The following is a 25,501-nucleotide window of genomic DNA, read 5'->3' as shown; positions in this document are numbered from 1 at the left end:
TGTCGGCATTGCAGATGTCCGCAGACTAGCGGTAAAAGCGGCGGGATTGTAGATCTTTGCAACAAATGGCTGAAAAAGAACTGCGACAAGAAATATCCCTTCCAGCCGCCAAGCAAGAAGCAGGAGCGAGCTTGCTCGCGAAGCACAAAAAAAAACGCGCCCATCCAGGAATGATCGTTCCCACGCTCTGCGTGGGAATGCAGACTTCGACGCTGCGCGTCGACTTTTGAGGCGTGACGCAGAGCGTCACAGGAAGCACTCCCACGCAGAGCGTGGGAGCGATCATTCAGAGAGCATCAGCAGAGGTTAGCGAACACCGTCCTGGCGCAGGGCCGCAGGGGTGAAGTCGCTGGTGCTGGCGGTGAAGCCGAAGTCATAGGCCTGCTTCTCTTCGTTCTTCATGCCCAGGGCTAGGTAGCGGCCGGACTGCAGGTCGTAGAGGGTTTCCAGGGCGTACCACGGCACTTGCTTGTCGTAGTAGTTCTCACCATGGGCCTCGGCGACGCGCCACAGTTGGCCACGACCGTCGTAGTGGTCGATCACCGCTGCCTGCCAGGTGTCTTCGTCGATGTAGAAGTCACGCTTGGCGTAGATGTGGCGCTGGCCTTCCTTCAAGGTGGCGACCACGTGCCAGACACGGCGCAGCTCGTAGCGAGCCAGGTCCTGGTTGATGTGGCCAGCCTTGATGATATCGGCGTACTTGAGCTTGGGATCGTCGATCTTGTAGCTGTTGGAGGCAATGTAGATTTCTTTCTTGCCTTCCAGCTTCCAGTCGTAGCGGTCCGGCGCACCGTTGTACATGTCGAGGTTGTCGGAGGTGCGCAGGCCATCGGCGGCAGTACCCGGCCCGTCATAGGACACTTGCGGCGCCCGACGCACACGGCGCTGCCCGGCGTTGTAGACCCAGGCCGAACGCGGTTCTTTGACCTGGTCCAGGGTTTCGTGCACCAGCAGCACACCACCGGCCAGGCGCGCTGGCGCAGTCACTTGCTGCTTGAAGTAGAACAGCACGTTGCCTGGGTTTTTCGGATCGAAATCCTTCATCTTGTCACGGAACACGAACTGGTCGCGGAAGTACACCAGGCTGTAGGAACCGTTGGTTTGCGGGGTGGCCTGGGTAACCAGGCGGGTCACGCTGCCGCCGCGGTAACGGGTAATGTGGTTCCAGATCACTTCAACGCCGCTCTTGGGAATCGGGAACGGGACGGCGGTTTCGAAGTTTTCCAGACCGTTGCCGCCGGACACCAGGTTGGTGGTGGTGGCGTTTTTCTTGATCGAGGCAAACACCTCGGCCGGCACGGTGGCGCCGCGATGGGTCGGGTACACCGGCATCTTGAAGCTGTCCGGGTAACGCTTGAACATCGCGTATTGCCCGGGGGCCAGCTTGTCTTTGTACTGCTCGACGTTCTGCGCGGTGATGGTGAACTGCGGTTGCTCGCTGGCATACGGGTTGGCGAGGAAACCACGGGCGTCGACCGCACCGGCATTGGTCGGCAATGGCGACCATTTTGGAATGGTGCCGGCCGCGTTACCGGCCATCTCGGCGCCCATCGGGGTCAGGGTCGTGCCGAGCTTGGCGGCTTCATCTGCCGAGACTGCCGCCATGACGTTACTCGCCAGGATCGACAGCCCAAGCACACCCACGTGCAACAGACTTTTTGTTATTTTCATGCTCTGGTCTTCCTGAATACATGCCACTTGAAAAGAGTGTGCTTAGAAGTTGGCGCCGAAGCTCAAGGCGACAAAGTCGCGGTCATCCACGGTGCTGAACTTGCCACCAAAGAAGTTGGTGTACGCCAGGCTCGCGGTATAGGTGTTCTGGTATTCGGCATCCAGGCCCAGGCTGACCGCCTTGCGACCTTCTTCAAAGTTGCCGCCAGGGCCTGGCGAGTAACCTTTGACGTCATGGGACCAGGCCACGTTGGGTTTGAGGTTCACGCCGGCGAACACGTCCGGGTATTCCCAGATGGCACGGGCGCGGTAGCCCCAGGACGTTGCGGTGGTATAGCCGTCGTTGTTGCAGTTGGTGTTCAGGCCAGCAGCGTTGGGCAAGCCGGCGCCGTTGGCGGTGGAGTTGTTGAGGGCGTTGCAGAACCCACCTGGCAGCGTGCCTGGGCCGAACACCGGGTCGCGGCCGTAACGAGCCTGGGATTTGCTTTCCAGGCCACCCACGTGGGTCACGCCGATTTCACCGACGGTGGTGAGGCGGCTGGCGCCCATGACCTGGTCGAAGAAGTGCGTGAAGGTGGTCTGGAACTGGGTGACCTCCTTGCGGTTGTAGCCGTGCAGGTCCTGGCCCGGCGTGCCCTTGAGCACGGACGCATTGCCAAAGCCGGGGATCGGCGTGACACCGGCGAACAGAATGTCAGTGGTGCTCAACTGCACCGGCGCATTCGGACGGTAGCTCAACTCACCGCTCCAGGCGGTGCCGGTAGGCAAGGTGGTGGAGAAACTCAGGCCGTAGAGGCGAATATCTTCCGGGTACTCGACGAAGTAGTTCGAGCTACCCGCCACGATCAACGGTCGCAAGGCCCCCAGTGGCCCCAGCGGACGCGTGTAGGCCGCCGATGGCGCGCCCTGCGCGCTGAAGATCGGCGCACGGCTGTGGTAGTTCATGAAGTAGGCGCCGAATTCGGTATCCAGCGGTTCGAAGTTGTAGCGCATGGCCACGCCAAACTGGCCGCTGTCGCGGGCATCACGGTCCGGCCCACGGCGCACCAGCACGCCTTCGCTGTTCACGTCCACCCCCAAGGCACCCAGGGTCGGCAGGGCGGCGGCAGGAATGGTCGAACGCTTGTTCAGTACCCGCAGGTTATTGCTGCAACCATCGGAGATCACGTCCGGCTGCGAGAAGAACGTGCCGCAGTTATCGGTCACGGTCTGGTCCCACTCCAGCTGGTAAAACGCCTCGGCCGACAGGTTGTCGGTGAGCGACTGGGACACGTAGAACATGTTCACCGGGATCAAGCCTTCCTTGATCTCGGCCCCCGGACGGCGAAACGCCGACACGTCGATCGGGTTAATGGAGTTGATGCCGCCGCCGATGAAGGTACTTTCGCCCCAGCTCACCACCTGCTTACCAAAACGCACGGAACCCGGCGCATCGGCAATCGAGTAGTTGTGGTAGACGAATGCGTCGAGAATCTGCCCGCCCGAAGACTTGGCGCCTTCCTTGCGGTTGTTGTCGCTGATGTCCTTGAACGGACGGCTTTCGTCCTTGAGTTCAAAGTCGTACCAGTACTTGCCCCGCACAAACACACCGGTGTCGCCGTACTTCAGTTCCAGGTCGTGGATGCCCTTGAAGATCTTCGAGAACGTCTCGCCGCGCTTGAAGTTCAAGTGCCCGTCATCGGAGGTCTGGGACAGGCCCTTGCCGCCGTTGTTGGCACCGATCAGGTCACGATTGGGTTTGGCCGTGGACCAGCTCGCCCCCACGGAAAGCGACGAGTCAAAGCTCCCTTCGATTTCACCAATGTTGAAACTGACGCCGAATGCCGGCCCGGCGAGCGTAGAAGCGAGGCTGACGGCCAGGGGCAGTCTTGCCCGGCGCCAGAACTGGTTTACTGAGGTCATCGACGCTACTCCATGTGCATATTTTATTGTTATGGCAGTGAGCCCTTTCTTCAGATGTAACGGCCGGGATACAACGATTCCAATGCCGCATCGCCACCGAGCCTCCATGGCTCGAAGCGCAACATCCGCGAAAAACTCTGAAAGGGACTATAGCCAGAGGGGGGTAGTGCTTGATCCCTCTAAAGTGTGATTTGCATCACCAACCTGTCTGCCACAACCCTTTCGCCACGCCGACGAAGGTCGACGCGGGAAGGATGGCTGAAATTCGGCAAATCACAAGTAAAGGCTTGATATAGAGCATTGCCGCGCCCGAACGGGCGCGGCGAGAAGGTTTAGAGCGTGGACAGGAACGTGCTGTTGTTGGCCTGCCATTCGATGATGTCGACACGGATACGTTTCTTGTCGAGTTTGCCGACACTGGTCTTGGGAATTTCAGTAACAACGGCGATCTGGCTCGGGATCGCCCACTTGCTCAAATGGCCCAGCTCGACAAAAGGCTTGAGGTGTTCCTTGAGCTCTCGCGCATCGATCACATGCCCTTCACGCACCACCAACAAGGCGAAGGGCCGCTCGCCCCATTGCGGGTCGGCAATGCCCACCACCGCCACTTCCCGTACCGCCGGGTGGCGGCTGACCAGATCTTCGAGTGCCAGGGAAGAGATCCATTCGCCGCCGGTCTTGATCACATCCTTGATGCGGTCGCGGATATCAATCACACCGAAGGCATCCAGCGTGGCCACATCACCGGTGTGCAGCCAGCCACCGGCCCATAGCTCGGCGCCCTTGTGCGGCTCGTTGTAGTAACCCTCGGTCAGCCACGGCGCGCGCAGCACCAGTTCGCCCTGGGTTTCGCCATCGGCGGGTAGGAAACGACCGTCGGTGTCCATGATTGCCGCCTCGACCAACGGGCCCGGCACACCGGCCTTGATGCGGTAGGTGGTGCGCTCATCTTCGCTGCCGGCCATCAGCTCATCATTGAGGTGAGCGCAGGACACCAGCGGCCCGGTCTCGGACATGCCATACGCAGCGGTCAGCTGAATGCCACGAGCCTTGGCAGCTTCATACAGCGAACGGTTGAGGGCGCTGCCGCCGATGACGATTTTCCAGCCGCCGAAATCCACGTTCTGCGCAGCCTTGGCGTTGAGCACCATTTGCAGAATGGTCGGCACACAGTGGGAGAACGTCACCTTCTCCTTGCGCCACAGTTCCACCAGGTATTCGGGGTCGTAGCGGCCGGGGTACACCTGTTTGAGCCCGAGCATGGTCGCCACATACGGCAAGCCCCAGGCGTGTACGTGGAACATCGGCGTGATCGGCATATACACATCGTTGGTGCCCAGCAGGCGCACACTGTCGACGCTGCCCATGATGGTCGCCACGCCAATGGTGTGCAGCACCAGTTGCCGGTGGGTGAAGTACACGCCCTTGGGGTTACCGGTGGTGCCGGTGGTGTAGAAGGTGGTGGCGACCGAGTTTTCGTCGAAATCCTCGAAGTCATAGATGGGGCTGGCCGCGGCCAGCAGGGTTTCATACTCACCCACCAGGTTGGGTAGCTCGGCGGTGAGGGTGTCACCATCGGTAATCAACAAGGTCTTGTCGACGGTGGTGAGCTGCCCGGCAATGGCCTGGTAGAGCCCCACGAACTCACTGTTGACCAGCACAAAGCGGTCTTCGGCGTGGTTCATGGTGTACAGAATCTGTTCTGGCGACAGGCGCACGTTGATGGTGTGAATCACCGCGCCGATCATCGGGATGGCGAACATACACTCTAGGTAACGGTGGCTGTCCCAGTCCATCACCGCCACAGTATCACCAGCCTTGACCCCGGCTTCGGTCAGCACATTGGCCAGGCGCGCAACGCGCTCGATCAGCGTCGGGTAGCTGTAGCGCAGCTTGTCGCGGTAGATAATTTCCCGGGTCTTCTCGTAGCGAGTCCCGGACATCAACAGGCGCTTGATCAACAGCGGGTACTGGTACGCACCTTCGGCGGGCGGGATAACACGGGTCTGCAACATAAGAATCCCTTTAATGACTGCACGGTCTTGGCTTGAAGACCTGCACTGTAGAGCGCTTATGTTTCAGCCAAATCAGCCAAAGGAATGATTTGCAGGGACCAGCAAATGCTAGCGTTACGCCATTACCGAGGACCTAATGAGACCCAATGTGGGAGCGGGCTTGCTCGCGAATGCGGAGTGTCAGCCAGTATATCTTTGACTGAACCACCGCATTCGCGAGCAAGCCCGCTCCCACATTTGGACTGTGCTGACTTGAGAAAAGTGATTATTTCATGCTGGTAAAGGCCAGCTTCACCCCGATGGCAATCAACACCGCGCCCATGGTCCGATCAAACCAATGACCCATCTTTGCAAACCCGGCGCGCACGCGCTGCTGGCTGAACAACATGGCCACCAGGCAAAACCACAGGGCCGTGGCCACCGCCAGGTACACACCGTAACCAGCCTGTACCGCCAGCGGCGTGTGGGGGTTGATCACCACGGTGAACAGCGACAGGAAGAACAGCGTGGCCTTGGGGTTCAAGCCATTGGTCACAAAGCCTGCGGTAAACGCGCCGCGTGGGGTGCGCTCGCCCGCTTCACGGTGCAACTCGCCCTCGGCTGCAGGCTTGGCCGGCTGAGCGCGCAGGGCCTTGAAGCCGATGTACAGCAGGTACGCGGCTGCGGCCCACTTCAACGCATTGAACAGCACAATAGACTGGGACACGATCAAGCCGATACCCAGCAACGAGTAACCCACATGCAGGAAAATCGCCGAACCGACACCCAAGGCCGTCCAGGTTCCGGCACGGCGGCCGTGGGTCACGCTTTCACGCACCACCACGGCGAAATCCGGGCCGGGGCTCGCCACTGCCAACAAGTGAATCAAGGCTACGGTCAAAAACTCGGCGACGTACATGCTCACTCCATTAAGTAACTGATTATTTCATCTGATAGGCTCGGCAGATTACGCCTTCGAACCTCGTCGCAAAAGGTACAGTTGATCATGAACAATCGCCGCGCCGTCTTCCTCGACCACCCTTCCCTGGACTTGGGCGACCTCGACCTCAGCGGTTTGCATGACTGCTTCAGCCAGCTTCAGTTGTTTGAACAGACCACGCCAGAAAATGTGCTGGAGCGCTTGCAGGGCGCCCAAGTCGCCATCAGCAATAAAATCCCGCTCACGGCGCAAACCCTGGCCGCCTGCCCCGAGCTCAAACTGATCCTGGTGTCGGCCACTGGCACCAACAATATCGACCTTGAAGCGGCCCGCGCCCACGGCATCACCGTGAGCAACTGCCAGGGCTATGGCACGCCGTCGGTGGCACAACATACGATCATGCTGCTGCTCAACCTCGCCACGCGCTTGAAGGACTATCAACAGGATGTGGCCGCTGGCAAATGGCAGCAGGCCAAACAGTTTTGCCTGCTGGACCATCCGATCGTCGAACTGGAAGGCAAAACCCTCGGCCTGCTCGGCCACGGTGAATTGGGCAGTGCCGTGGCACGCCTGGCTGAAGCGTTCGGCATGCGCGTGGTGCTCGGCGCGATACCTGGGCGCCCTGCCCGCGCCGACCGTGTGCCGCTGGACGAATTGCTGACCCAGGTCGATGCGCTGACCCTGCATTGCCCACTCAATGAACACACCCGCGACTTTATCGGCGCCCGTGAACTGGCGCTGCTCAAGCCCGGCGCGTTTATCGTCAACACCGCACGCGGTGGCTTGATCAATGAACAGGCCCTGGCCGACGCGCTGCGCAGTGGTCATCTTGGCGGCGCGGCGACTGACGTGTTGAGTGTCGAGCCGCCAGTCACTGGTAATCCGCTGCTGGCGGGAAACATTCCACGCTTGATCGTCACGCCCCACAACGCCTGGGGCAGTCGCGAAGCGCGGCAGCGCATCGTCGGCCAGCTCACGGAAAACGCCCAGGGCTTTTTCAACGGCACCCCGCTGCGCGTCGTCAGTTGATAAACTGCGCCCCTTTTCAAGGAGCAGACTATGGATCCGCGCAGTGAAGTACTGCTTCGCCAGGCCGAACTTTTTCAAGGCAACCTGCTGCTCGTAGGTTTGCCTGCCGACGATTTGCTTGGGCGCCTGCCCAATGCCCACGGCTGGTGCTGGCATGCCGGTGACCAAGCGGCGCTCGATGCGCGCTTCGCAGAGCGCAGCCAGTTTGGCGTGACGGTGCCAGAGCGCGCCTTTGATGCGGCGGTGATTTTCCTGCCCAAGTCCAAAGACCTCACCGACTACCTGCTCAACGCCGTGGCCGCGCGCCTGCCTGGCGCTGAGCTGTTTCTGGTGGGCGAGAAAAAGGGGGGTATCGAAAGCGCCGCCAAACAGATGGTTCCGTTCGGCAAACCGCGCAAGCTCGATAGTGCACGGCATTGCCAGCTGTGGCAGGTCACCGTCGCCAACGCGCCGCACGCCGTGGAGCTTGAGAGCCTGGCACAGGTCTTCGACGTACCGCTGGCCGAAGGCCCGCTGAAGGTGGTGAGCTTGCCAGGGGTGTTCAGCCATGGTCGCCTGGACCGCGGCACCGAGTTGTTGCTGGAGCACTTGGACAAGCTGCCCAGCGGCAACCTGCTCGATTTCGGTTGCGGCGCCGGGGTGTTGGGGGCTGCGGTCAAACGCCGCTACCCGCATAACACCGTGACGATGCTGGATGTGGATGCCTTCGCCGCCGCCAGCAGTCGCCTGACGCTGGCAGCGAACGGCCTGGAAGCTGATGTGTTGACCGGTGACGGTATCGACGCCGCGCCCATGGGTTTGAATGCGATTTTGAGCAATCCGCCGTTCCATGTCGGCGTGCACACCGATTATTTCGCCACGGAGAACCTGCTGCGAAAAGCGGCGAAACACCTGACAAAAGGTGGCGAACTTCGCTTGGTCGCCAATAGTTTCCTGAAGTACCAGCCACTGATCGAAGAGCATTTGGGCATCTGCGCAATCAAGGCCGAAGGCAATGGTTTTCGCATTTACCGCGCCAAGCGTCCCTGACGGAGGTTTGAAAAAGAACGCTTGCCGAATGGGTTTTGCCTAGGCAGAATCCGCAGCGTCCTAGGGGAGTAGTCTCCCACGAGCGCCATGCTCGTCCGGCATACGTCAACATACTTGGTCAGCAGACCATGGCGTATGCGACCCAGGAGTCCGCACAGACGGACCGGGGTTTGACAAGACCTATGACACGCACACCTTACCCGGGGCGGGAAGGCTGTACGTGTCATAGCCGTGTCGACCCGCCCCTGGAAACTACCTGATGCTGGATTCACTACTCGTTCCTACCGCAATCGTTGCCTTGGCCGAAATCGGCGACAAGACGCAACTGCTCGCACTCATCCTTGCTGCGCGCTTTCGCAAGCCCTGGCCGATCATCGCCGGTATCGTCGCCGCGACCCTGGCCAACCATGCGGCGGCCGGTGCCGTGGGCGCCTGGTTCGGGAGTTTCTTCTCGGATGCGGTGCTGCACTGGATCCTCGCCGCGAGCTTCTGCGCCACGGCGCTGTGGACCCTGGTGCCGGACAAACTCGATGATGACGAAGCCAGTACCACCCGTAAGTTCGGGCCCTTCCTGACCACCTTGATTGCATTCTTCCTCGCCGAAATCGGTGACAAGACCCAGATCGCCACGGTGATGCTGGCGGCGCAATACCCGGAACTTTGGCTGGTGATTATCGGTACCACCCTGGGCATGTTGATTGCCAACGTTCCGGTGGTGCTGGCGGGGAATTTTGCCGCGGAGAAGCTGCCGCTGACCTTGATTCGTCGCTTGGCGGCTACGGCGTTCTTCGTGCTGGCGATTATTGCGGTGTACAAGGCCATGCAGAGCAGCGGCTGGCTGTAAACCGATCAGGGCGGGAGGAGCGGGCTTGCCCGCGATAGCGGCGTATCAGTCACTGAATCTGTTGCTGAACGGGCGTTATCGCAGGCAAGCCAGCTCCCACAGTGGTCCAGAATCAGCGCCTGGCATAGGACCCTGTGGGAGCGGGCTTGCCCGCGAAGGCGAGGTATCAGTCACTGAATGAGTCACTGCAACACCGCATTCGCGAGCGAACTCGCTGCCACAGGGCGTCGATCAGGACTTCTTGGCCTGCTGGTAGAGCGGCATTACCTTCGGAATCGCCGCCTGCAAGGACGCGATGCGGCTGTCGGAAGCCGGGTGCGTGCTCATGAATTCCGGCGGTGCGCCTTCCGAAGCCTTGGCCATCTTGTTCCACAAGGTGATGGCCGCGTTCGGGTTGTAACCAGCGCGGGCGGCCAGTTCCAGGCCGATCAGGTCGGCTTCGTTTTCATTGCTGCGGCTGTTGGGCAAGGTCATGCCGTAGTTGGCCACGGTATCGGCCAGTGCCAGGCTGTCCTGGCCGAGACCGAATATTGCCCCGGCGCCCTGCTTGGCCATCTGGATACCGTAAGCCTTGGACATGGCTTCTCGGCCGTGCTCACGCAAGGCGTGGGCGATTTCATGGCCCATCACGGCGGCCAGTTCGTCATCGGTGAGCTTGAGGTTGTCGATCAAGCCGCTGTACACCAGGATCTTGCCGCCAGGCCCGCAGTTGGCGTTCATCTCATCGCTTTTGATCAGGTTCACATCCCAGTTCCACTGGGCCGCATCCGCGCGGAAAGTCGGAGCCTGGGCGATCAGGCGCTTGGCAATGGCCTGCACGCGCTTGGCGTTGGCGCTGGTCTTGTCCAACACCCCTTTGCTGCTGGCTTCACCCAGGGTCTGCTGATAAGACTGGGCATACATCTGGTCGACTTCCTGGCTCGACAGCATGCTGAACATGTACTGCTTGCGCTCCACCCCAACGGCGCCGCCGCTGGTGGTATTGACCGACTGACAACCCGCCAGCAGCATCGCTGCAACCAAACCGCTTACCACCAATGACTTCTTCATGAACACGCTCCCTGAAAACATGGCGCGTATCGTAGGCGGTCATTGGTATCTGCGCCAGATACACCAGACGTTTAACCGCTGAATTTCAGATACATCCGAACGCGACCGGACTGGCAAAGCTCACGCCGGGGTCAGGCACTCGGGCCCATTGAGCTTCGGATCGTTGACCATATTGGCCAGCACCCGCTCGCGCAGCACGGCAGGCTCAGCCGCCAGCAGGCTCTGCAATACATGCAGCGGTGTCTCGGGGTCGAGCCAGGCGGCCTGCGCTGCCGCGTCCAGGATCAATGGCCGGCGCTGACTTTGCGCCGCTTGGGTAACCACCGCCGTACTCAGCCATACCTGCTCCTGCACCGGATACGCTTCCCACACTGCGGCAAAGAACAACGTGGAGCCCTCCCCCGGCGTGAGCCAATACGGGCGCTTGCGCTGGGTGCCGCGCCATTCGTAGAAACCGTTGGCCGGCAGCAGGCAGCGGCGCTGGCGGAACGCTTCACGGAACATCGGTTGTTCGGCCAGGGTTTCGGCGCGGGCATGGGCTGGAGTACGCGACAGGTCTGTCAGCCAAGGCGGCGTAAGGCCCCAACGGGCACGCGCCAGGGTGAGCTGGCCTTCGCTCAGGCGCTGGATCAGTACCGAATCATTGGGGGAAATGTTCCACTGGGCCTGCTGATCCGCGGGGAAGCCGGGCAAGGCAGCAAAGGCAGGGTTCCAGCGAAACAGGGCATAACGTCCACACATGGGGCAACACGACTCTTGGGGTAAACCGACCGACAGCCTAACAGACCAATACGTCGGGGAAGCTGTCGGGTTCGTCGCCGGGCAACGGTTGCGCGCCGATATAGGCAGTGATCAGCTCGCGGGCAACAGCCGCCTGATCGTTATCGACCTCCAGCCCCAGCAAGCCGAAGATCGGCAACTCGCCCGTGCCGCCGAGCAGGTGGCGCCCCACCAGATGCGCCTCGATGCCTTCACTGGCAAGCATCTGCTGCAACAACTCGCCCTCCATCAGGTTTTCCGGTTCGTAGACTCGCTGCATGGGCGTACCTTTTTATTCGTTCCCGCTGCGCATTATTCATTTTCGCTGCGGGTTTCAAGCATCCACTCTTCACCATGAACTTGCAGGTCGAATGTGATCGGCCGGCAACACACTTGGCAGTCTTCTATATAGGTCTGGTCACCACCGGACAAATCCACCGTTGTCTCGACCCCTTCGCCACAATAAGGACAATCGTACAGCGCAGTTTCGAGCATCGCAGTCTCCCAGGTGACTTGTGCGTATAATCGCCGGTCTATTTACAGGGCTATTCTTGGCCGGCCCCTTATTCGGACCGCACCCTGACATTTCCTTTTACTTACCCTAGCCGTTTCTAACAAGAGAGCATGATGGGCGAATTCGATACCATCCGACCTTACAACGACAGCGAAGTCCCGGCAGTGCTGGCGCGCCTGTTCAGTGACAAGGCCTTTCTGGACATCCTGACCCACTTCCGCTTCCCGCGCTTTGCAGGCGCCCTGGGCTGGCTGCTCAAGCCAATGATCGCGCGCAAACTGCGCCGTGAGTTCGCTGGCGTCACCACCGTGGCCACGCTGCAGGACAAGGTCGAGTACTACGTTGACCACACCATTGACCGGGCGACCGACGGCGTGACCTATACCGGCGTCGAGCAACTGAAATCCGGCACCGCCTACCTGTTCCTGGCCAACCACCGCGACATCGTGATGGATCCGGCCTTCGTCAACTACGCCGTGTACCACGCCGGCCTGCCGACGCCGCGCATCGCCATCGGCGACAACCTGCTGCAAAAGCCGTTTGTCAGCGACCTGATGCGCTTGAACAAGAGCTTCATCGTGCACCGTTCGATCACCGGGCGAAAGGAGAAGATGGCGGCTTACAACCTGCTGTCGGCCTACATCAACCATTCGATCCGCAACGACTGCCAGTCGATCTGGATTGCCCAGGCTGAAGGCCGGGCCAAGGATGGCGATGACCGTACCGAATCGGCGATCCTCAAGATGTTCCACGTCAGCCGCAAGGACGAGCCATTTGCCGAGGTCATCCAGTCGTTGAACCTGACGCCGGTGTCCATCAGCTACGAGTACGACCCTTGCGATGCCGCCAAAGCCCGCGAGTTGTATATCCGCGCCACCACCGGTACCTACAGCAAGGCACCGGGCGAGGATGATGTGAGCATTGCCCTGGGCATTACCGGCTATAAAGGCCGGGTGCACGTGAACTTTGCGCCGCCGATCACCGAGCGTTTCGAAGACACCAAGCTGCTGGCCGTGGAGATGGACCGGCAGATCCTGGGCGGCTATCGGTTGTTCCCGGTGCACTACCTGGCATATGCGCAGTGGAGTGACGCCGACCCGCAATTGCAGGTGCCCAAGGCGGCGGACGTATTCCCGGCCGATGAGCTGGCCAAGGCCAAGGCGGAATGGGAGCGGCGCTTGAACGAGTGCCCGGCGGAGCACCGGCCTTATCTGGTGGTGCAGTATGCGACGCCGGTACGCAACCAATACCGAGTCAAGGCTGGGATCCCTCTATAAACACCCAACCCAAATATGTGAGCCCACTGGGGATATGGGGCAGGCGCTGATTCTGTGGGCAGTACATGGCCAGTGTGGGAGCTGGCTTGCCTGCGATAGCGGTGGGTCAGTTAAAGATTCAGCGGCTGATACACCGCCTTCGCGGGCAAGCCCGCTCCCACATTTGGTTTTGCAGTGGAATTAGAAGTGGGTGCTGAGCCAGGAGATGGCCAGGGCCAAGCCAAGGCAAGCAAAACCGACGCGGTACGCCAGGCGATGCGCCCGTTCGGTGCGTGTATCCAGAAACAGCATCGGCTGGTCGATAGCGCGCTCTTCGCTGCGCAGGGCCAGGTCGGCCATCGCACGCTGTGCATGCAGGCGGGTGATGAACAGCACCCAGGCGCCCGAGCAGGCAACCAACAGGGCAACAATATTAATGAGCAGTGCGGGCAGCGCCATCGCAAACCTCGGTGAACCAGTGTTCGGGTATCAGTCCAGATACACTCCTGAACGATCGTCGCCTCCTGCGCCTTTAATGCTCCTTCCCCATGGACGGCTAATGTATCCAGTAATTTACGCCGTCACCTGAACGTCACCTTAACAAGCCACTCTGTTGCCCTTCGACGCTTGAGGAGCTTGTCATGCTGCATGCGCAAAACCAGGATCGGCTGTATCTGATCGCCCAGAGCGATGAACAGGAGGCGCTGATCGGCAGCCTCGCGTTCAACGTTCAGGACCGCCATTGGCTGGTGTATTGCGCCCTCGGCGGGCACCAGCATGCCGATCTGCCGGAGCTGGATGTGCTCACCGGCGTGAGCATGCTGGACTTTTATGTCGATACGGCGGCATGACAAAACCACAGGCATAAAAAAACCGGGCTCAGCGATGAGCCCGGTTTTTTTGTGAGCGGCTTATTGCGCGCTGAGCAGTTGGCCGATGCTTGGGTCCTTGAACAGGCGGGTCAGGGCATCGCTGAGCACGTCGCTGACCAGCTTGGTGTTGGTTTCCTGGTTGGGCGACATGCCGAAACGCTGGTTGAGCGAGGCGGCGTAGCGGCCACTGTAACGGCGGGTGCCGGCACTGACGTCAGACTTGAAGGTGGCGCCGATGGAAGCCTCGGTCACATACAGGCCGTCTTTGGGCGACTGGTATTTAAGCTCGGCCAGGGTCACGGTCAGTTGTGGTACGCCTGGCGAGTTGGTCGGCGTAAAGCCCAACAAACGCACAGCAGCTTCAGCCTGGGCCTGCAACTTGGGCAGCACATCCTGGCCGGTCACCGAAATCAGTGCGGTCTCCGGGTACAGGCCGCCACGCGAGCCCAGGGTCGGCGACGGACGACCGTCGACCACGCGCACCGACACCGGCTGGCCATGGCCTACCGCAGCCAACGGCGCAGTGACTTTAGGTTGCGGGCTGAGTTGTTGCGGGCTGTTGGCGCAGCCGACAAGGGTCAAACTGGTCACAGTGATCAAACCGAACAACAGGCGTTGCAACATCGCATTTCTCCAGGACTAGGTGCAGACAGGTCGCCAGTATAACGGTGCACGCGCGCCACTCACCAGCGATCCTGAACGACGACTGAAGCCCCGGTGCAAATTACAAATTCGCATAAATTCGTCACCCCAGTGTCATGCCACACTGGCAACCTTCAAGCATGTAACACACCAGGTACACAGCCATGCGCCTTCTCAAGACCCTGTTCATGTCACACACCCGCCATCGTCACTTTGCCTTGCTCGATGCCAAAGGCCATTGCCAGGCATTCAAGCAGTGCAGCCTGCCGCCCGTCGGTGAAGGCTGGGTGGAAGTGACCGAGACTCACCTGGGCTGGATGCACCGCCCACTGCCGGCCAGCGCCCGGGTCAGCCCGCAGGTTTTTCGCGCACAACATCGGCAAGCGTTGGCCTCCTGACCGGGACCCGAATAAAAGTCATAAAACACGCCCATTTCCTTGGCATTCTTCGCTACAATCTCCCCCCGATTATAAGGACGTCTCCTGATCGGGCCCCGCAGCATCGTTAATGCCCAGGCATTAGCCCCCAAAATCGCCCACAGAGAGCCGCCCACACAGATCGAGTGAAGCTGGCGTGCTTGCTGTTTCCTTTGCAAACCACCCCGTCTTTCATCGAATCTGCCAGAGCTGCCATTGCGCTCGGCCACTTGAGTTGTTTGCCCGTTTTGCCGCGTGTCGGCAGAGGTTTACGGGCCAGGTGCCAGGCTGGGGCAGCCCTTTTTTGAGGTTCACGTCTTCAAAAGAGCGTGAAAAAACGGGTTTTCACAACTTCACAAGAGTGTGGCGAGCAAATGAATAGTTTGGCGTTTGTACAAGCACCATCAGCGTCTGGGTCAGCCCAATTACACAGGATCGAGCCTTCCTCAAAAACCGGAGCTTGAGCCTGTCCGCTACGGATTGGTTGCACGAATCGCACGCTTTGACCATAAGTCGAATTGCCACAGGCGCCCATGAATGCGTTCATAGGCAGATTAGCCCGGCAGGAAGCGTGTGCTGAAGTTGCAAAGAATTGCGAAACGGACATGGCGATCCTGGCCATGGGTAACCTGGGGCAACACGTGAATCGCCCCGTCACTCCTGGCAGCCATGCCGTCAATTTGGTGCTGCAGATTTTGGAGACGCGTTAAATGGCGCATAACGAAGCAGTCGACGTAGTACTGGTAGGGGCCGGCATCATGAGTGCCACCCTGGCCGTACTGCTCAAAGAGCTCGACCCCAGCCTCACGCTGGAAGTCGTTGAGCTGATGGACTCGGGTGCCGCGGAGAGTTCCAACCCGTGGAACAACGCCGGCACCGGCCATGCCGGGCTGTGTGAGCTGAACTACACGCCACAGGCCGCCGATGGTTCCATCGACATCAAGAAAGCCGTGCACATCAACACCCAGTTCGAGGTGTCGAAGCAGTTCTGGGCTTACCTGACCAAGAAAGGCACCTTTGGCTCGTCCAAGTCGTTCATCAGCCCGGTGCCGCACCTGAGCTTCGTGCAGGGCGACAAAGGCGTGTCCTTCCTCAAGAAGCGCTTTGAGACCCTCAGCCAGCACCACGCGTTTTCGGACATGCACTACACCGAAGACCGCAGCGAAATGGCCGAGTGGATGCCGTTGATGATGCCGGGCCGCCCGCTCGACGAAAAAATCGCCGCCACCCGCGTGATGAACGGCACCGACGTCAACTTTGGCGCCCTGACCAATCAGCTGCTCAGCCACCTGACCAGTTCGCCAGACGCCCAGGTCAAGTACTGCAAGCGCGTAACCGGCCTCAAGCGCAACGGCGCAGGCTGGACCGTGAGCATCAAGGACGTCAACAGCGGTAACAGCCGCGACGTCGATGCCAAGTTCGTGTTCCTCGGCGCTGGCGGTGCGGCGCTGCCGTTGCTGCAGGCCTCGGGCATCGAAGAGAGCAAAGGCTTCGGCGGCTTCCCGGTGAGCGGCCAGTGGCTGCGTTGCGACAACCCGGAAGTGGTCAAGCAGCACCAGGCCAAGGTCTACAGCCAGGCTGCCGTGGGCTCGCCGCCGATGTCCGTGCCGCACCTGGACACCCGCGTGGTGGATGGCAAGAAATCCCTGCTGTTCGGGCCATACGCTGGTTTCACCACCAAGTTCCTCAAGCACGGCTCGTTCCTTGACCTGCCGATGTCGATTCGCGCCGGCAACATCGGCCCGATGCTGGCCGTGGCCCGCGACAACATGGACCTGACCAAGTACCTGGTCAGCGAAGTGCGCCAGTCCATGGAACAGCGCCTGGAATCCCTGCGTCGCTTCTACCCGGAGGCGAAAGCCGAAGACTGGCGCCTGGAAGTGGCCGGCCAGCGCGTGCAGATCATCAAGAAAGACCCGAAGAAAGGCGGCGTGCTGCAGTTCGGCACCGAACTGGTCGCGGCCAAGGACGGTTCGCTTGCGGCACTGCTGGGCGCGTCTCCTGGTGCTTCGGTCACGGTCTCGATCATGCTGGAGCTGATCGAGCGCTGCTTCCCGGAGAAAGCCGCCGGTGAGTGGGCTACCAAGCTGCATGAGATCTTCCCGGCACGCGAGAAAGTGCTGGAGACGGACGCCGAGCTGTATCGCAAGCTCAACACGCAGAACAACATCAGCCTGGAGCTGGTGGAGCAAAGCAACGAGGCTGAAAGCTACGCGTGAGGTCGTGACGCAGAGCGTCACAGAATGCATTCCCACGCAGAGCGTGGGAACGAGCGCGAAACGCCCCGGCCTCTCATGAGGCCGGGGCGTTTTTTTGTGGCTCGGATAATCAGCCGCGGGCGTTGTCGATCAGCTCGATGTATTCGGCGGCGTTGCGCTGGTCTTTGATCAGGTCGACGAAGGTCTGGCCATGCTCGTCCTTGCCGTCCAGGTCCAGGCCTGCTTCTTTGAAAAAGCCCAGGAAACGCTCGAAGTCGTCGATACGCAGGCCGCGATAGGCCTTGATCAGTTTGTGCAGGGACGGCGACGTCGCATCAACCGGCTCGAAGTCCAGGAACAACTTGATCTGGTCGTCACCGATTTCGTCGCCAATCACCTGTTTCTTATCTTTACGCATTACCGACTCCAGCCTGCAGACATTTACACGGGGCTTGAAGTCTACCTGCGCGACGCCGGCTTCGAAAGCGGTGAGAAAGCAATGTGGGACGGGGCTTGCTCAGTCGAACTGGGCAAGCATCCAGCGATGATACTCAGCCATACCTGCCTCGCCTTCACGGGGAGCCCAGTCGGCCAGCTCACCCTCACCCACAGCGCGGTAAGGGCCAGCCTTGCACTCAAACATCACGCTGTCCGGCTCAAGCACTACCAGGCCATGGAACACGCCGGGCGACAGGTCGACGCCCTGGCATTCCCCGCCCGCTTCCAACACACGCGTGCTCAACACTTCCCCCGTCTCGCTGAAAATCAGGATTCCCAGACGCCCTTTGAGCACCAGCAACGTCTCCGCCTTATCGGCACTCAGGTGACGGTGAGGCTGTACATAGGTGCTGGGCTGCAAACCGACGGCCATGCGATGACAAGGCTCTTGCATCTCATGGAAGTTAACGTTTTGACGACCACGGGGATTGGCGGCCGCTTTCTCGGCCAACTCGGCAAACAGCGTCTGATCAAGAAAGCGGGCCATCGATTACATTCCTTTAACGGCGTAGATGCCATTGGCATTACGCCAGTAGCCCTTGTAGTCCATGCCATACCCGAAGATATAACGGTCGACGCACGGCAACCCGACAAAGTCGGCTTTCAGCTCTGGGCGCGCCTTGCGGTCGTGGTCTTTGTCGATCAGCACGGCGGTGTGCACTTTGCGTGCGCCGGCATGTTTGCAGAAATCGATGATAGCGCCCAGGGTGTGACCTTCATCGAGAATGTCATCGATGATCAACACATCGCGGTCGATGAACGACACTTCCGGCTTGGCCTTCCAGAACAAGTCGCCGCCGCTGGTCTCATTGCGATAGCGGGTGGCGTGCAGGTAAGAGGCTTCCAGCGGGAACTGCAGGTGAGTCAGCAATTTACCGGCGAAGATCAGGCCACCGTTCATCACGCAGAAGACCACCGGGTTGGTGTCGGCCATTTCGCGGGTGATGTGCGCGCCAACCTTGGCGATCGCTGCTTCGACTTGCGCTTCGGTGTACAGGCAGTCAGCCTCGTGCATGATTTGACGGATATGCTCGAGATCAGCAGACATGGCGCTCTCCAAGGGGGTGCTGTGGCAAGAAAAGCGGGCGAAGGTACGCTTCTCGTGCGCTCCAATCAAGCCTTTATGGACTAACGTACTTGATGTCTATAGGACAACACCCTCGGATAGATTAATCTAGGCCGGTTTTTTTGCCCGCCGCCGGAGCCTTTCCTATGCCCACTCGCGAGATCCGCCACCCGCTGATCCGACACAAACTCGGCCTTATGCGCCGTGCCGACATTAGCACGAAGAACTTCCGTGAGCTTGCTCAGGAAGTCGGAGCGTTGCTCACTTACGAAGCCACCAAGGATTTGCCCCTGGAAACCTACGAGATCCCCGGTTGGGCTGGTCCCGTACAAGTGGAGAAAATCGCCGGTAAGAAAATTACCGTCGTCCCTATCCTGCGTGCCGGTATCGGTATGCTCGAAGGTGTACTCAGCCTGATCCCGGGCGCCAAGGTCAGCGCCGTGGGCGTAGCCCGCAATGAAGAAACACTGCAGGCCCACACCTACCTGGAAAAACTCGTCCCGGAAATCAACGAACGCCTGGCCATGATCATCGACCCGATGCTCGCCACCGGCAGTTCCATGGTCGCCACCATCGACTTGCTGAAAAAAGCCGGTTGCCGGGACATCCGCGCCATGGTGCTGGTGGCCGCGCCAGAAGGCATCGCCGCCGTCGAGAAGGCCCATCCGGATGTACAGATCTACACCGCATCCATCGATGAGCGCCTGAATGAACACGGCTACATTATCCCGGGCCTGGGCGATGCCGGTGACAAGATCTTCGGCACCAAGCAGAAGGACGCGTGAGCATGCAGGATGAATTCAACGACCCGCTTTGGCGCCAGATCCTGTCTGGCGCACAAATGCTCTTCGTAGCATTTGGCGCGTTGGTGTTGATGCCGCTGATCACAGGTCTTGATCCAAACGTCGCGCTGTTTACCGCAGGCCTGGGCACGTTGTTGTTCCAGGTGGTGACAGGGCGGCAGGTGCCGGTATTTTTGGCATCGAGCTTCGCGTTCATCACCCCGATCATTCTCGCCAAGGGCCAGTTCGGCCTGGCGGCGACCATGGGCGGCGTGATGGCGGCGGGTTTCGTCTATACGTTCCTGGGACTGGCCGTGAAGGTCAAGGGCACCGGTTTTATCGACCGGCTGCTGCCGCCCGTGGTGATTGGCCCAGTGATTATCTCGATCGGCCTGGCCATGGCGCCGATTGCCGCCAACATGGCCATGGGCAAGTCTGGCGACGGTGCAGAGCTGATCCACTATCAGACGGCGATGCTGATCTCGATGCCAGCGCTGCTTACCACTTTGATCGTGGCGGTGTTCGGCAAGGGCATTTTCCGCCTGGTGCCGATCATTTCCGGCGTGCTGGTGGGTTTTGCCATGTCGTTCTACTTTGGTGTGGTCGACACGGCGAAAATCGCCGCCGCCCCCTGGTTCGCCCTGCCCCACTTCACCGCGCCGGAGTTCAACTGGCAGGCGATCCTGTTTATCGTCCCGGTAGCACTGGCCCCGGCGATCGAGCATATCGGGGGTGTGATTGCGGTAAGCAGCGTGACCGGCCGCGATTACCTGAAAAAGCCTGGCCTGCATCGCACGCTGCTGGGTGACGGTATCGCCACCACGGCTGCCGGCATGTTTGGCGGCCCGCCGAACACCACCTACGCCGAAGTGACCGGCGCCGTGATGCTGACCAAGAACTACAACCCGAAAATCATGACCTGGGCGGCAGTGTTTGCCATCAGCCTGGCGTTCATCGGCAAGTTCGGCGCGCTGCTGCAGAGCATCCCGGTGCCGGTGATGGGCGGGATTCTGTGCCTGCTGTTCGGCTCGATTGCCGCGGTGGGGATGAACACGCTGATTCGCCACAAGATCGACCTGGGCGAGGCGCGCAACCTGGTGATTGTGTCGGTAACGTTGGTGTTCGGGATTGGCGGTGTGCTGGTGGGTACCGGCACCGGCCCGGATGATTTCGGCCTCAAGGGCATCGCCCTGTGTGCGGTGGTGGCAATTGGTTTGAACTTGCTGCTACCGGGCAATGATGGCTGGAAGAACAAGAAGCCGGATGAGCCGCTGCTGTAACTGACTAAACGCAAATCAGTGTGGGAGCTGGCTTGCCTGCGATAGCGGTGTATCAAACGACAGATAGGTCGACTGTTACACCGTCATCGCAGGCAAGCCAGCTCCCACATTTGATTTTCAGCGTCTGTTAGAGCTCACCGAGCCCGTCGATCAGCGCCTGGTTCTGCTCCGGCGTCCCGATGCTGATCCGCAGGAACTGGGCAATCCGCTCCTGCTTGAAGTGCCGCACGATCACCCCTTGCTCACGCAACTTGGCGGCCAGCCCTGCAGCGTCATGCCGCGGGTGACGGGCGAAGATGAAGTTCGCTGCCGATGGCAATACCTCGAATCCCTTAGCTTCCAATTGCGCGACGACCTGGTTGCGGCTGTCGATCACCCACTGGCAGGTTTTCTCAAAGTATTCACGGTCGTCAAACGCGGCCGCCGCGCCAACAATCGCCAACCGATCCAACGGGTAGGAGTTGAAGCTGTTCTTGACCCGCTCTAGCGCCTCGATCAGGTCTGGGTGGCCCACAGCCAGGCCCACACGCAAACCGGCCAGTGAGCGCGATTTGGACAGGGTCTGGGTCACCAGCAGGTTCGGGTAACGGTCGACCAGGCTGATGGCAGTTTCGCCGCCGAAGTCGATATAGGCTTCATCGACCACCACCACCGAATCCGGGCTGGCCTTGAGGATCTGCTCCACCGCGTCCAGCGCCAGTACGCAGCCGGTGGGCGCGTTAGGGTTGGGGAAGATGATCCCGCCGTTGGGCCTGGCATAGTCAGCGGCCCGAATCTGGAACTGTTCGTCCAGTGACACCGCGTCGAACGTAATGCCGTACAGGCCGCAGTACACCGGGTAGAAGCTGTAGCTGATATCCGGGAACAGCAGCGGCAGATCGTGCTGGAACAGGCCATGGAAGATGTGCGCCAAGACTTCGTCAGAACCGTTGCCGAGGAACACCTTGCCGGCATCGATCCCGTAATACCTGGCCACGGCCTGCTTGAGCAGGTCGCTGTTGGGGTCCGGGTACAGGCGCAAGTTGTCGTTCAACTCGGCCTGCATTGCCGCCAGCGCCTTGGGCGATGGGCCGTAGGGGTTTTCGTTGGTGTTGAGCTTGACCAGTTTGGTCAGCTTCGGTTGCTCACCGGGTACGTAAGGCACCAGGTCCTTGACGAAAGGGCTCCAGAATTTGCTCATGCCTTACGCTCCCTTGACGATGCGGTATTCAGCGCTGCGTGCGTGCGCGCTGAGGGATTCACCACGGGCCAGCACCGAGGCGGTCTTGCCCAGCTCGGAAGCGCCTTGTGGCGAGCAGAAGATAATCGACGAGCGCTTCTGGAAGTCGTACACCCCCAGCGGCGACGAGAAACGCGCAGTGCCGGAGGTGGGCAACACGTGATTGGGGCCGGCGCAATAGTCGCCCAGGGCTTCGCTGGTGTGACGGCCCATGAAGATCGCCCCAGCGTGACGGATCGATGGCAACCAGGCCTGTGGGTCCGCTACGGACAGCTCAAGGTGCTCCGGTGCGATGCGATTGGCCACTTCAATGGCCTGCTCCATGTCACGCACCCGAATCAGCGCACCACGGCCGTTGATCGACTTCTCGATGATCTCGGCACGCTCCATGGTCGGCAGCAGCTTATTGATGCTGGCGGCGACCTTGTCGAGGAACTCGGCATCGGGGCTGACCAGGATCGCCTGGGCGTCTTCATCGTGCTCCGCCTGGGAGAACAGGTCCATGGCGATCCAGTCCGGGTCGGTCTGGCCGTCACACACCACGAGGATTTCCGAGGGCCCGGCGATCATGTCGATACCGACCTGGCCAAACACATGGCGTTTGGCGGTGGCGACGTAGATATTGCCGGGACCGACCACTTTATCGACCTTCGGCACGCTTTCGGTGCCATAGGCCAGCGCTGCAACGGCCTGGGCGCCACCAATGGTGAATACCCGGTCGACACCGGCGATGCAGGCGGCAGCCAGCACCAGCTCGTTGATCTCGCCACGGGGGGTCGGCACCACCATGACCACTTCGGTCACGCCGGCGACTTTGGCCGGGATCGCATTCATCAACACCGACGATGGATACGACGCCTTACCGCCCGGCACGTACAGGCCGGCGCGGTCCAGTGGCGTGACCTTCTGGCCCAGCACAGTGCCGTCGGCCTCGGTGTAGCTCCAGGAGTCCTGCTTCTGTTTTTCGTGATAGCTGCGTACCCGCGCCGCAGCGACTTCGAGGGCTTCGCGCTGCGGTGCGGTGATGCGCGTCAGCGCCAGCTCCAGGCGTTCACGCGGCAGGATCAGGTCAGCCATGGACTGCACGTCCAGGCCGTCGAACTGGCGGGTGAAATCCACCAGCGCAGCATCACCGCGCTCACGCACGGCCTTGATGATGTCGAGCACCCGCTGGTTGACCGAGTCGTCAGACACGCTTTCCCAGCTCAGCAGATGATCCAGATGATGGGCGAAATCCGGGTCGGCAGCGTTGAGTCGGGCAATTGCAGTGGACGTGGTCATAGCGAGGGCCTCAATAGAATTGGCAAAAACTCAGGCGCCCTAAACTAGCAGTCGTTTCCGCTTGGGCACCTGAGAATTCTGGCTATGAGGCGGATAGACGGGCGCAGCTCTTCAGCTACGCGGGTGAGTCAACCGCGGTGTCGAGACTCCACTGCCTTGCGCAGGGTGTCGATCAACGCCTGAATACGGGCGTGCTGCATCTTCATCGATGCTTTGTTGACGATCAGGCGGGAGCTGATGTCAGCGATAAAATCCTGGGGCTCCAAACCGTTGGCACGCAGGGTGTTGCCGGTGTCGACCACGTCGATGATCTTGTCGGCCAGCCCGATCAGCGGTGCCAGCTCCATGGAGCCGTAGAGCTTGATGATATCGACCTGACGGCCTTGTTCGGCGTAATAGCGCTTGGCAACGTTGACGAACTTGGTGGCGACCCGCAGGCGGCCCTTGGGCTCGACATCACCCACGCGGCCAGCGGTCATCAGCTTGCACAGGGCGATGCGCAGGTCCAGAGGCTCGTACAGGCCCTGGCCACCGTATTCCATCAGCACGTCCTTGCCGGCAACACCCAGGTCGGCGGCGCCATGTTCAACGTAGGTCGGCACGTCGGTAGCCCGCACGATCAGCAGGCGCACGTCGTCCTGGGTCGTGGGGATGATCAGCTTGCGGCTCTTGTCCGGATTCTCGGTCGGCACGATGCCCGCTTCAGCCAGAAGCGGCAACGTGTCGTCAAGGATGCGGCCCTTGGACAGTGCGATGGTCAACATGGGAAATGTCAGTCCTTCATCAGGCTATTGCTGTCCGGTCGCAAACGGCGCCAGACACAGATCGAGGCCATGACAGCCTCGATTTGAAACAAACCAGTCAACAACAAACTGTGGCGAGGGAGCTTGCTCCCGCTGGGACGCGAAGCGGCCCTCGAAGAGCGGGACTGCTACGCAGTCCAGCGGGAGCAAGCTCCCTCGCCACAAACAGGGACTAGCCCGGTACGCGGCGAATCTTCGCGCCGAGCATCTGCAGTTTCTCTTCGATGCACTCGTAACCACGGTCTATGTGGTAGATGCGGTCGATCAGGGTGTCACCTTCGGCGCACAGTGCCGAGATTACCAGGCTGGCCGAGGCACGCAGGTCGGTTGCCATTACTGGCGCGCCCTTGAGCTTGTCGATCCCGGTGACGATGGCGGTGTTGCCTTCGACCTGGATCTTGGCGCCCATGCGGTGCAGTTCATACACGTGCATGAAGCGGTTTTCGAAGATGGTCTCGATCACAGCACCGGTGCCTTCGGCAATCGCGTTCAAGGAGATGAACTGCGCTTGCATGTCGGTCGGGAACGCCGGGTACGGAGCGGTACGCACGTTGACGGCTTTTGGCCGCTTGCCGTGCATGTTCAGCTCGATCCAGTCTTCGCCGGTGGTGATCTCTGCGCCGGCTTCCTTGAGTTTTTCCAGGACGGCTTCCAGGATGGTCGGATCGGTGTCCTTGACCTTCACACGGCCACCGGTCACGGCAGCGGCAACCAGGTAGGTACCGGTCTCGATGCGGTCAGGCATGACTTTGTAGGTGGCGGTGTGCAGACGCTCTACACCATCAATAGTGATGGTGTCAGTGCCAGCGCCGGAAACTTTGGCGCCCATGGCGTTGAGGAAGTTGGCCAGGTCGACCACTTCCGGCTCGCGTGCGGCGTTCTGCAACACGCTGCGACCGTTGGCCAGGGCAGCGGCCATCATGATGTTCTCGGTACCGGTGACGCTGACGGTATCAAAGAAGAAGTTCGCGCCGCGCAGGCCGCCTTCCGGCGCCTTGGCTTTGATGTAGCCGCCTTCGACGTCGATGACTGCGCCCATGGCCTCAAGGCCACGGATGTGCAGGTCGACCGGACGCGAACCAATGGCGCAACCGCCAGGCAAGGCTACTTCGGCTTCGCCGAAACGGGCAACCATCGGGCCCAGCACCAGGATCGACGCACGCATGGTTTTCACCAGTTCGTACGGGGCAATCAGGGTCTTGATGGTACGTGGGTCAATTTCGACAGCCAGTTTCTCGTCGATCACCGGCTCAATGCCCATGCGACCGAACAGCTCGATCATGGTGGTGATGTCGTGCAGGTGCGGCAGGTTGGCCACAGTCACCGGGCCATCGCACAGCAGGGTCGCTGCCAGGATCGGCAAGGCGGAGTTTTTCGCACCGGAAATGCGAATCTCGCCATCAAGGCGGGCACCGCCGGTAATAATCAATTTATCCATAAGAATCTCGACGCCTTG

At 60.4% G+C, this 25,501-nt stretch carries 27 protein-coding genes and 1 riboswitch; of the genes, 10 read left to right on the top strand and 17 right to left on the bottom strand.

What is annotated here, in order from left to right; translation table 11 throughout:
* Positions 1 to 65: 65 nt before the first annotated feature.
* Entirely contained in the window at positions 66 to 230 is a 165-nt protein-coding gene (locus GH769_RS01450) for a hypothetical protein (protein ID WP_153649474.1), read from the top strand.
* Positions 231 to 306: 76 nt separating this feature from the next.
* Here the strand turns inward: GH769_RS01450 and GH769_RS01445 are convergent, their stop codons facing one another.
* The 4 genes from GH769_RS01445 to GH769_RS01430 all read right to left on the bottom strand — a co-directional run bounded on the left by GH769_RS01445 (position 307) and on the right by GH769_RS01430 (position 6,486).
* Complete coding sequence (locus tag GH769_RS01445) at positions 307 to 1,671, bottom strand: DUF1329 domain-containing protein (protein WP_014716959.1); 1,365 nt, start codon at positions 1,669 to 1,671, stop codon at positions 307 to 309.
* 42 nt (positions 1,672 to 1,713) lie between these two features.
* Entirely contained in the window at positions 1,714 to 3,573 is a 1,860-nt protein-coding gene (locus tag GH769_RS01440) for a DUF1302 domain-containing protein (protein WP_003188640.1), read from the bottom strand.
* Positions 3,574 to 3,905: 332 nt separating this feature from the next.
* Positions 3,906 to 5,588, bottom strand: a complete 1,683-nt coding sequence (locus GH769_RS01435) for a fatty acid--CoA ligase (RefSeq protein WP_014716958.1) — start codon at positions 5,586 to 5,588, stop codon at positions 3,906 to 3,908.
* Positions 5,589 to 5,853: 265 nt separating this feature from the next.
* The gene (locus GH769_RS01430) at positions 5,854 to 6,486 is read right to left on the bottom strand and encodes a LysE family translocator (RefSeq protein ID WP_014716957.1); all 633 of its coding nucleotides are present in this window, start codon (positions 6,484 to 6,486) and stop codon (positions 5,854 to 5,856) included.
* Between the two features lie 84 nt (positions 6,487 to 6,570).
* Here GH769_RS01430 and GH769_RS01425 point away from each other — a divergent pair, with 84 nt between their 5' ends.
* The 3 genes from GH769_RS01425 (at position 6,571) to GH769_RS01415 (ending at position 9,409) form a co-directional block, all read left to right on the top strand.
* Positions 6,571 to 7,536: a 2-hydroxyacid dehydrogenase gene (locus GH769_RS01425; RefSeq protein ID WP_032872246.1), complete on the top strand. Its 966-nt coding sequence runs from the start codon at positions 6,571 to 6,573 to the stop codon at positions 7,534 to 7,536.
* A gap of 30 nt (positions 7,537 to 7,566) precedes the next feature.
* On the top strand, positions 7,567 to 8,565 hold the full coding sequence (locus tag GH769_RS01420; protein ID WP_032903366.1) for a class I SAM-dependent methyltransferase: 999 nt from the start codon (positions 7,567 to 7,569) through the stop codon (positions 8,563 to 8,565).
* 51 nt (positions 8,566 to 8,616) lie between these two features.
* Positions 8,617 to 8,736, top strand: a riboswitch (yybP-ykoY riboswitch).
* Positions 8,737 to 8,824: 88 nt separating this feature from the next.
* A complete protein-coding gene (locus GH769_RS01415; RefSeq protein ID WP_014716954.1) occupies positions 8,825 to 9,409 on the top strand; it encodes a TMEM165/GDT1 family protein in 585 nt (194 codons plus the stop codon).
* Positions 9,410 to 9,640: 231 nt separating this feature from the next.
* Here the strand turns inward: GH769_RS01415 and GH769_RS01410 are convergent, their stop codons facing one another.
* From GH769_RS01410 to GH769_RS01395, 4 genes are all read right to left on the bottom strand, one after another.
* Entirely contained in the window at positions 9,641 to 10,459 is an 819-nt protein-coding gene (locus GH769_RS01410) for a M48 family metallopeptidase (RefSeq protein WP_014716953.1), read from the bottom strand.
* 120 nt (positions 10,460 to 10,579) lie between these two features.
* Positions 10,580 to 11,200, bottom strand: a complete 621-nt coding sequence (locus GH769_RS01405) for an SOS response-associated peptidase (RefSeq protein WP_014716952.1) — start codon at positions 11,198 to 11,200, stop codon at positions 10,580 to 10,582.
* Between the two features lie 37 nt (positions 11,201 to 11,237).
* Positions 11,238 to 11,498 (bottom strand): putative signal transducing protein, encoded by a 261-nt coding sequence (locus GH769_RS01400; protein ID WP_014716951.1) that lies wholly within the window; start codon positions 11,496 to 11,498, stop codon positions 11,238 to 11,240.
* Between the two features lie 32 nt (positions 11,499 to 11,530).
* Positions 11,531 to 11,713 (bottom strand): CPXCG motif-containing cysteine-rich protein, encoded by a 183-nt coding sequence (locus tag GH769_RS01395; protein ID WP_032903367.1) that lies wholly within the window; start codon positions 11,711 to 11,713, stop codon positions 11,531 to 11,533.
* Between the two features lie 132 nt (positions 11,714 to 11,845).
* On the opposite strand from GH769_RS01395, the gene GH769_RS01390 reads away from it, so the two are divergent.
* Entirely contained in the window at positions 11,846 to 13,009 is a 1,164-nt protein-coding gene (locus GH769_RS01390; RefSeq protein ID WP_014716949.1) for a 1-acyl-sn-glycerol-3-phosphate acyltransferase, read from the top strand.
* Between the two features lie 180 nt (positions 13,010 to 13,189).
* Here GH769_RS01390 and GH769_RS01385 read toward each other — a convergent pair whose 3' ends face one another.
* Complete coding sequence (locus GH769_RS01385; protein WP_014716948.1) at positions 13,190 to 13,447, bottom strand: hypothetical protein; 258 nt, start codon at positions 13,445 to 13,447, stop codon at positions 13,190 to 13,192.
* Between the two features lie 182 nt (positions 13,448 to 13,629).
* On the opposite strand from GH769_RS01385, the gene GH769_RS01380 reads away from it, so the two are divergent.
* The gene (locus GH769_RS01380; RefSeq protein WP_014716947.1) at positions 13,630 to 13,839 is read left to right on the top strand and encodes a hypothetical protein; all 210 of its coding nucleotides are present in this window, start codon (positions 13,630 to 13,632) and stop codon (positions 13,837 to 13,839) included.
* Between the two features lie 60 nt (positions 13,840 to 13,899).
* Here the strand turns inward: GH769_RS01380 and GH769_RS01375 are convergent, their stop codons facing one another.
* Positions 13,900 to 14,484 carry a YajG family lipoprotein gene (locus GH769_RS01375; protein WP_014716946.1) on the bottom strand — a complete coding sequence of 195 codons (585 nt, stop codon included), beginning with the start codon at positions 14,482 to 14,484 and terminating at the stop codon, positions 13,900 to 13,902.
* Positions 14,485 to 14,666: 182 nt separating this feature from the next.
* Between GH769_RS01375 and GH769_RS01370 the strand changes: the two genes are divergently transcribed.
* Positions 14,667 to 14,900 carry a hypothetical protein gene (locus tag GH769_RS01370; protein ID WP_014716945.1) on the top strand — a complete coding sequence of 78 codons (234 nt, stop codon included), beginning with the start codon at positions 14,667 to 14,669 and terminating at the stop codon, positions 14,898 to 14,900.
* Positions 14,901 to 15,628: 728 nt separating this feature from the next.
* Complete coding sequence (mqo, locus tag GH769_RS01360) at positions 15,629 to 17,137, top strand: malate dehydrogenase (quinone) (RefSeq protein WP_014716944.1); 1,509 nt, start codon at positions 15,629 to 15,631, stop codon at positions 17,135 to 17,137.
* A gap of 109 nt (positions 17,138 to 17,246) precedes the next feature.
* Here the strand turns inward: mqo and GH769_RS01355 are convergent, their stop codons facing one another.
* From GH769_RS01355 to GH769_RS01345, 3 genes are all read right to left on the bottom strand, one after another.
* Positions 17,247 to 17,534, bottom strand: coding sequence for a PA4642 family protein (locus GH769_RS01355; protein ID WP_003188614.1), 288 nt, complete (start codon positions 17,532 to 17,534; stop codon positions 17,247 to 17,249).
* Positions 17,535 to 17,633: 99 nt separating this feature from the next.
* Positions 17,634 to 18,101 (bottom strand): WbuC family cupin fold metalloprotein, encoded by a 468-nt coding sequence (locus GH769_RS01350; protein ID WP_020301262.1) that lies wholly within the window; start codon positions 18,099 to 18,101, stop codon positions 17,634 to 17,636.
* 3 nt (positions 18,102 to 18,104) lie between these two features.
* Positions 18,105 to 18,662 carry a hypoxanthine-guanine phosphoribosyltransferase gene (locus GH769_RS01345; RefSeq protein WP_003188610.1) on the bottom strand — a complete coding sequence of 186 codons (558 nt, stop codon included), beginning with the start codon at positions 18,660 to 18,662 and terminating at the stop codon, positions 18,105 to 18,107.
* Between the two features lie 164 nt (positions 18,663 to 18,826).
* On the opposite strand from GH769_RS01345, the gene upp reads away from it, so the two are divergent.
* On the top strand, positions 18,827 to 19,465 hold the full coding sequence (gene upp / locus GH769_RS01340) for a uracil phosphoribosyltransferase (RefSeq protein ID WP_003188608.1): 639 nt from the start codon (positions 18,827 to 18,829) through the stop codon (positions 19,463 to 19,465).
* A 2-nt stretch (positions 19,466 to 19,467) separates the two neighbouring features.
* Positions 19,468 to 20,742, top strand: a complete 1,275-nt coding sequence (locus GH769_RS01335; RefSeq protein ID WP_032903371.1) for a uracil-xanthine permease family protein — start codon at positions 19,468 to 19,470, stop codon at positions 20,740 to 20,742.
* A 127-nt stretch (positions 20,743 to 20,869) separates the two neighbouring features.
* Here GH769_RS01335 and hisC read toward each other — a convergent pair whose 3' ends face one another.
* The 4 genes from hisC to murA all read right to left on the bottom strand — a co-directional run bounded on the left by hisC (position 20,870) and on the right by murA (position 25,483).
* Positions 20,870 to 21,922: a histidinol-phosphate transaminase gene (gene hisC / locus GH769_RS01330; RefSeq protein WP_014716942.1), complete on the bottom strand. Its 1,053-nt coding sequence runs from the start codon at positions 21,920 to 21,922 to the stop codon at positions 20,870 to 20,872.
* Positions 21,923 to 21,925: 3 nt separating this feature from the next.
* Positions 21,926 to 23,242, bottom strand: a complete 1,317-nt coding sequence (gene hisD, locus GH769_RS01325; protein WP_020301263.1) for a histidinol dehydrogenase — start codon at positions 23,240 to 23,242, stop codon at positions 21,926 to 21,928.
* A 128-nt stretch (positions 23,243 to 23,370) separates the two neighbouring features.
* Positions 23,371 to 24,006 (bottom strand): ATP phosphoribosyltransferase, encoded by a 636-nt coding sequence (gene hisG, locus GH769_RS01320; protein ID WP_003188599.1) that lies wholly within the window; start codon positions 24,004 to 24,006, stop codon positions 23,371 to 23,373.
* Between the two features lie 211 nt (positions 24,007 to 24,217).
* Complete coding sequence (gene murA, locus GH769_RS01315; protein WP_003188598.1) at positions 24,218 to 25,483, bottom strand: UDP-N-acetylglucosamine 1-carboxyvinyltransferase; 1,266 nt, start codon at positions 25,481 to 25,483, stop codon at positions 24,218 to 24,220.
* Positions 25,484 to 25,501: the final 18 nt, after the last annotated feature.

It is taken from the genome of Pseudomonas sp. CFSAN084952 (assembly GCF_009648855.1).
Lineage (GTDB): Bacteria > Pseudomonadota > Gammaproteobacteria > Pseudomonadales > Pseudomonadaceae > Aquipseudomonas > Aquipseudomonas paracarnis.
The sequence above is the reverse complement of the archived record's forward strand: the minus strand, read 5'-3'. Positions and strand labels throughout refer to the sequence as shown.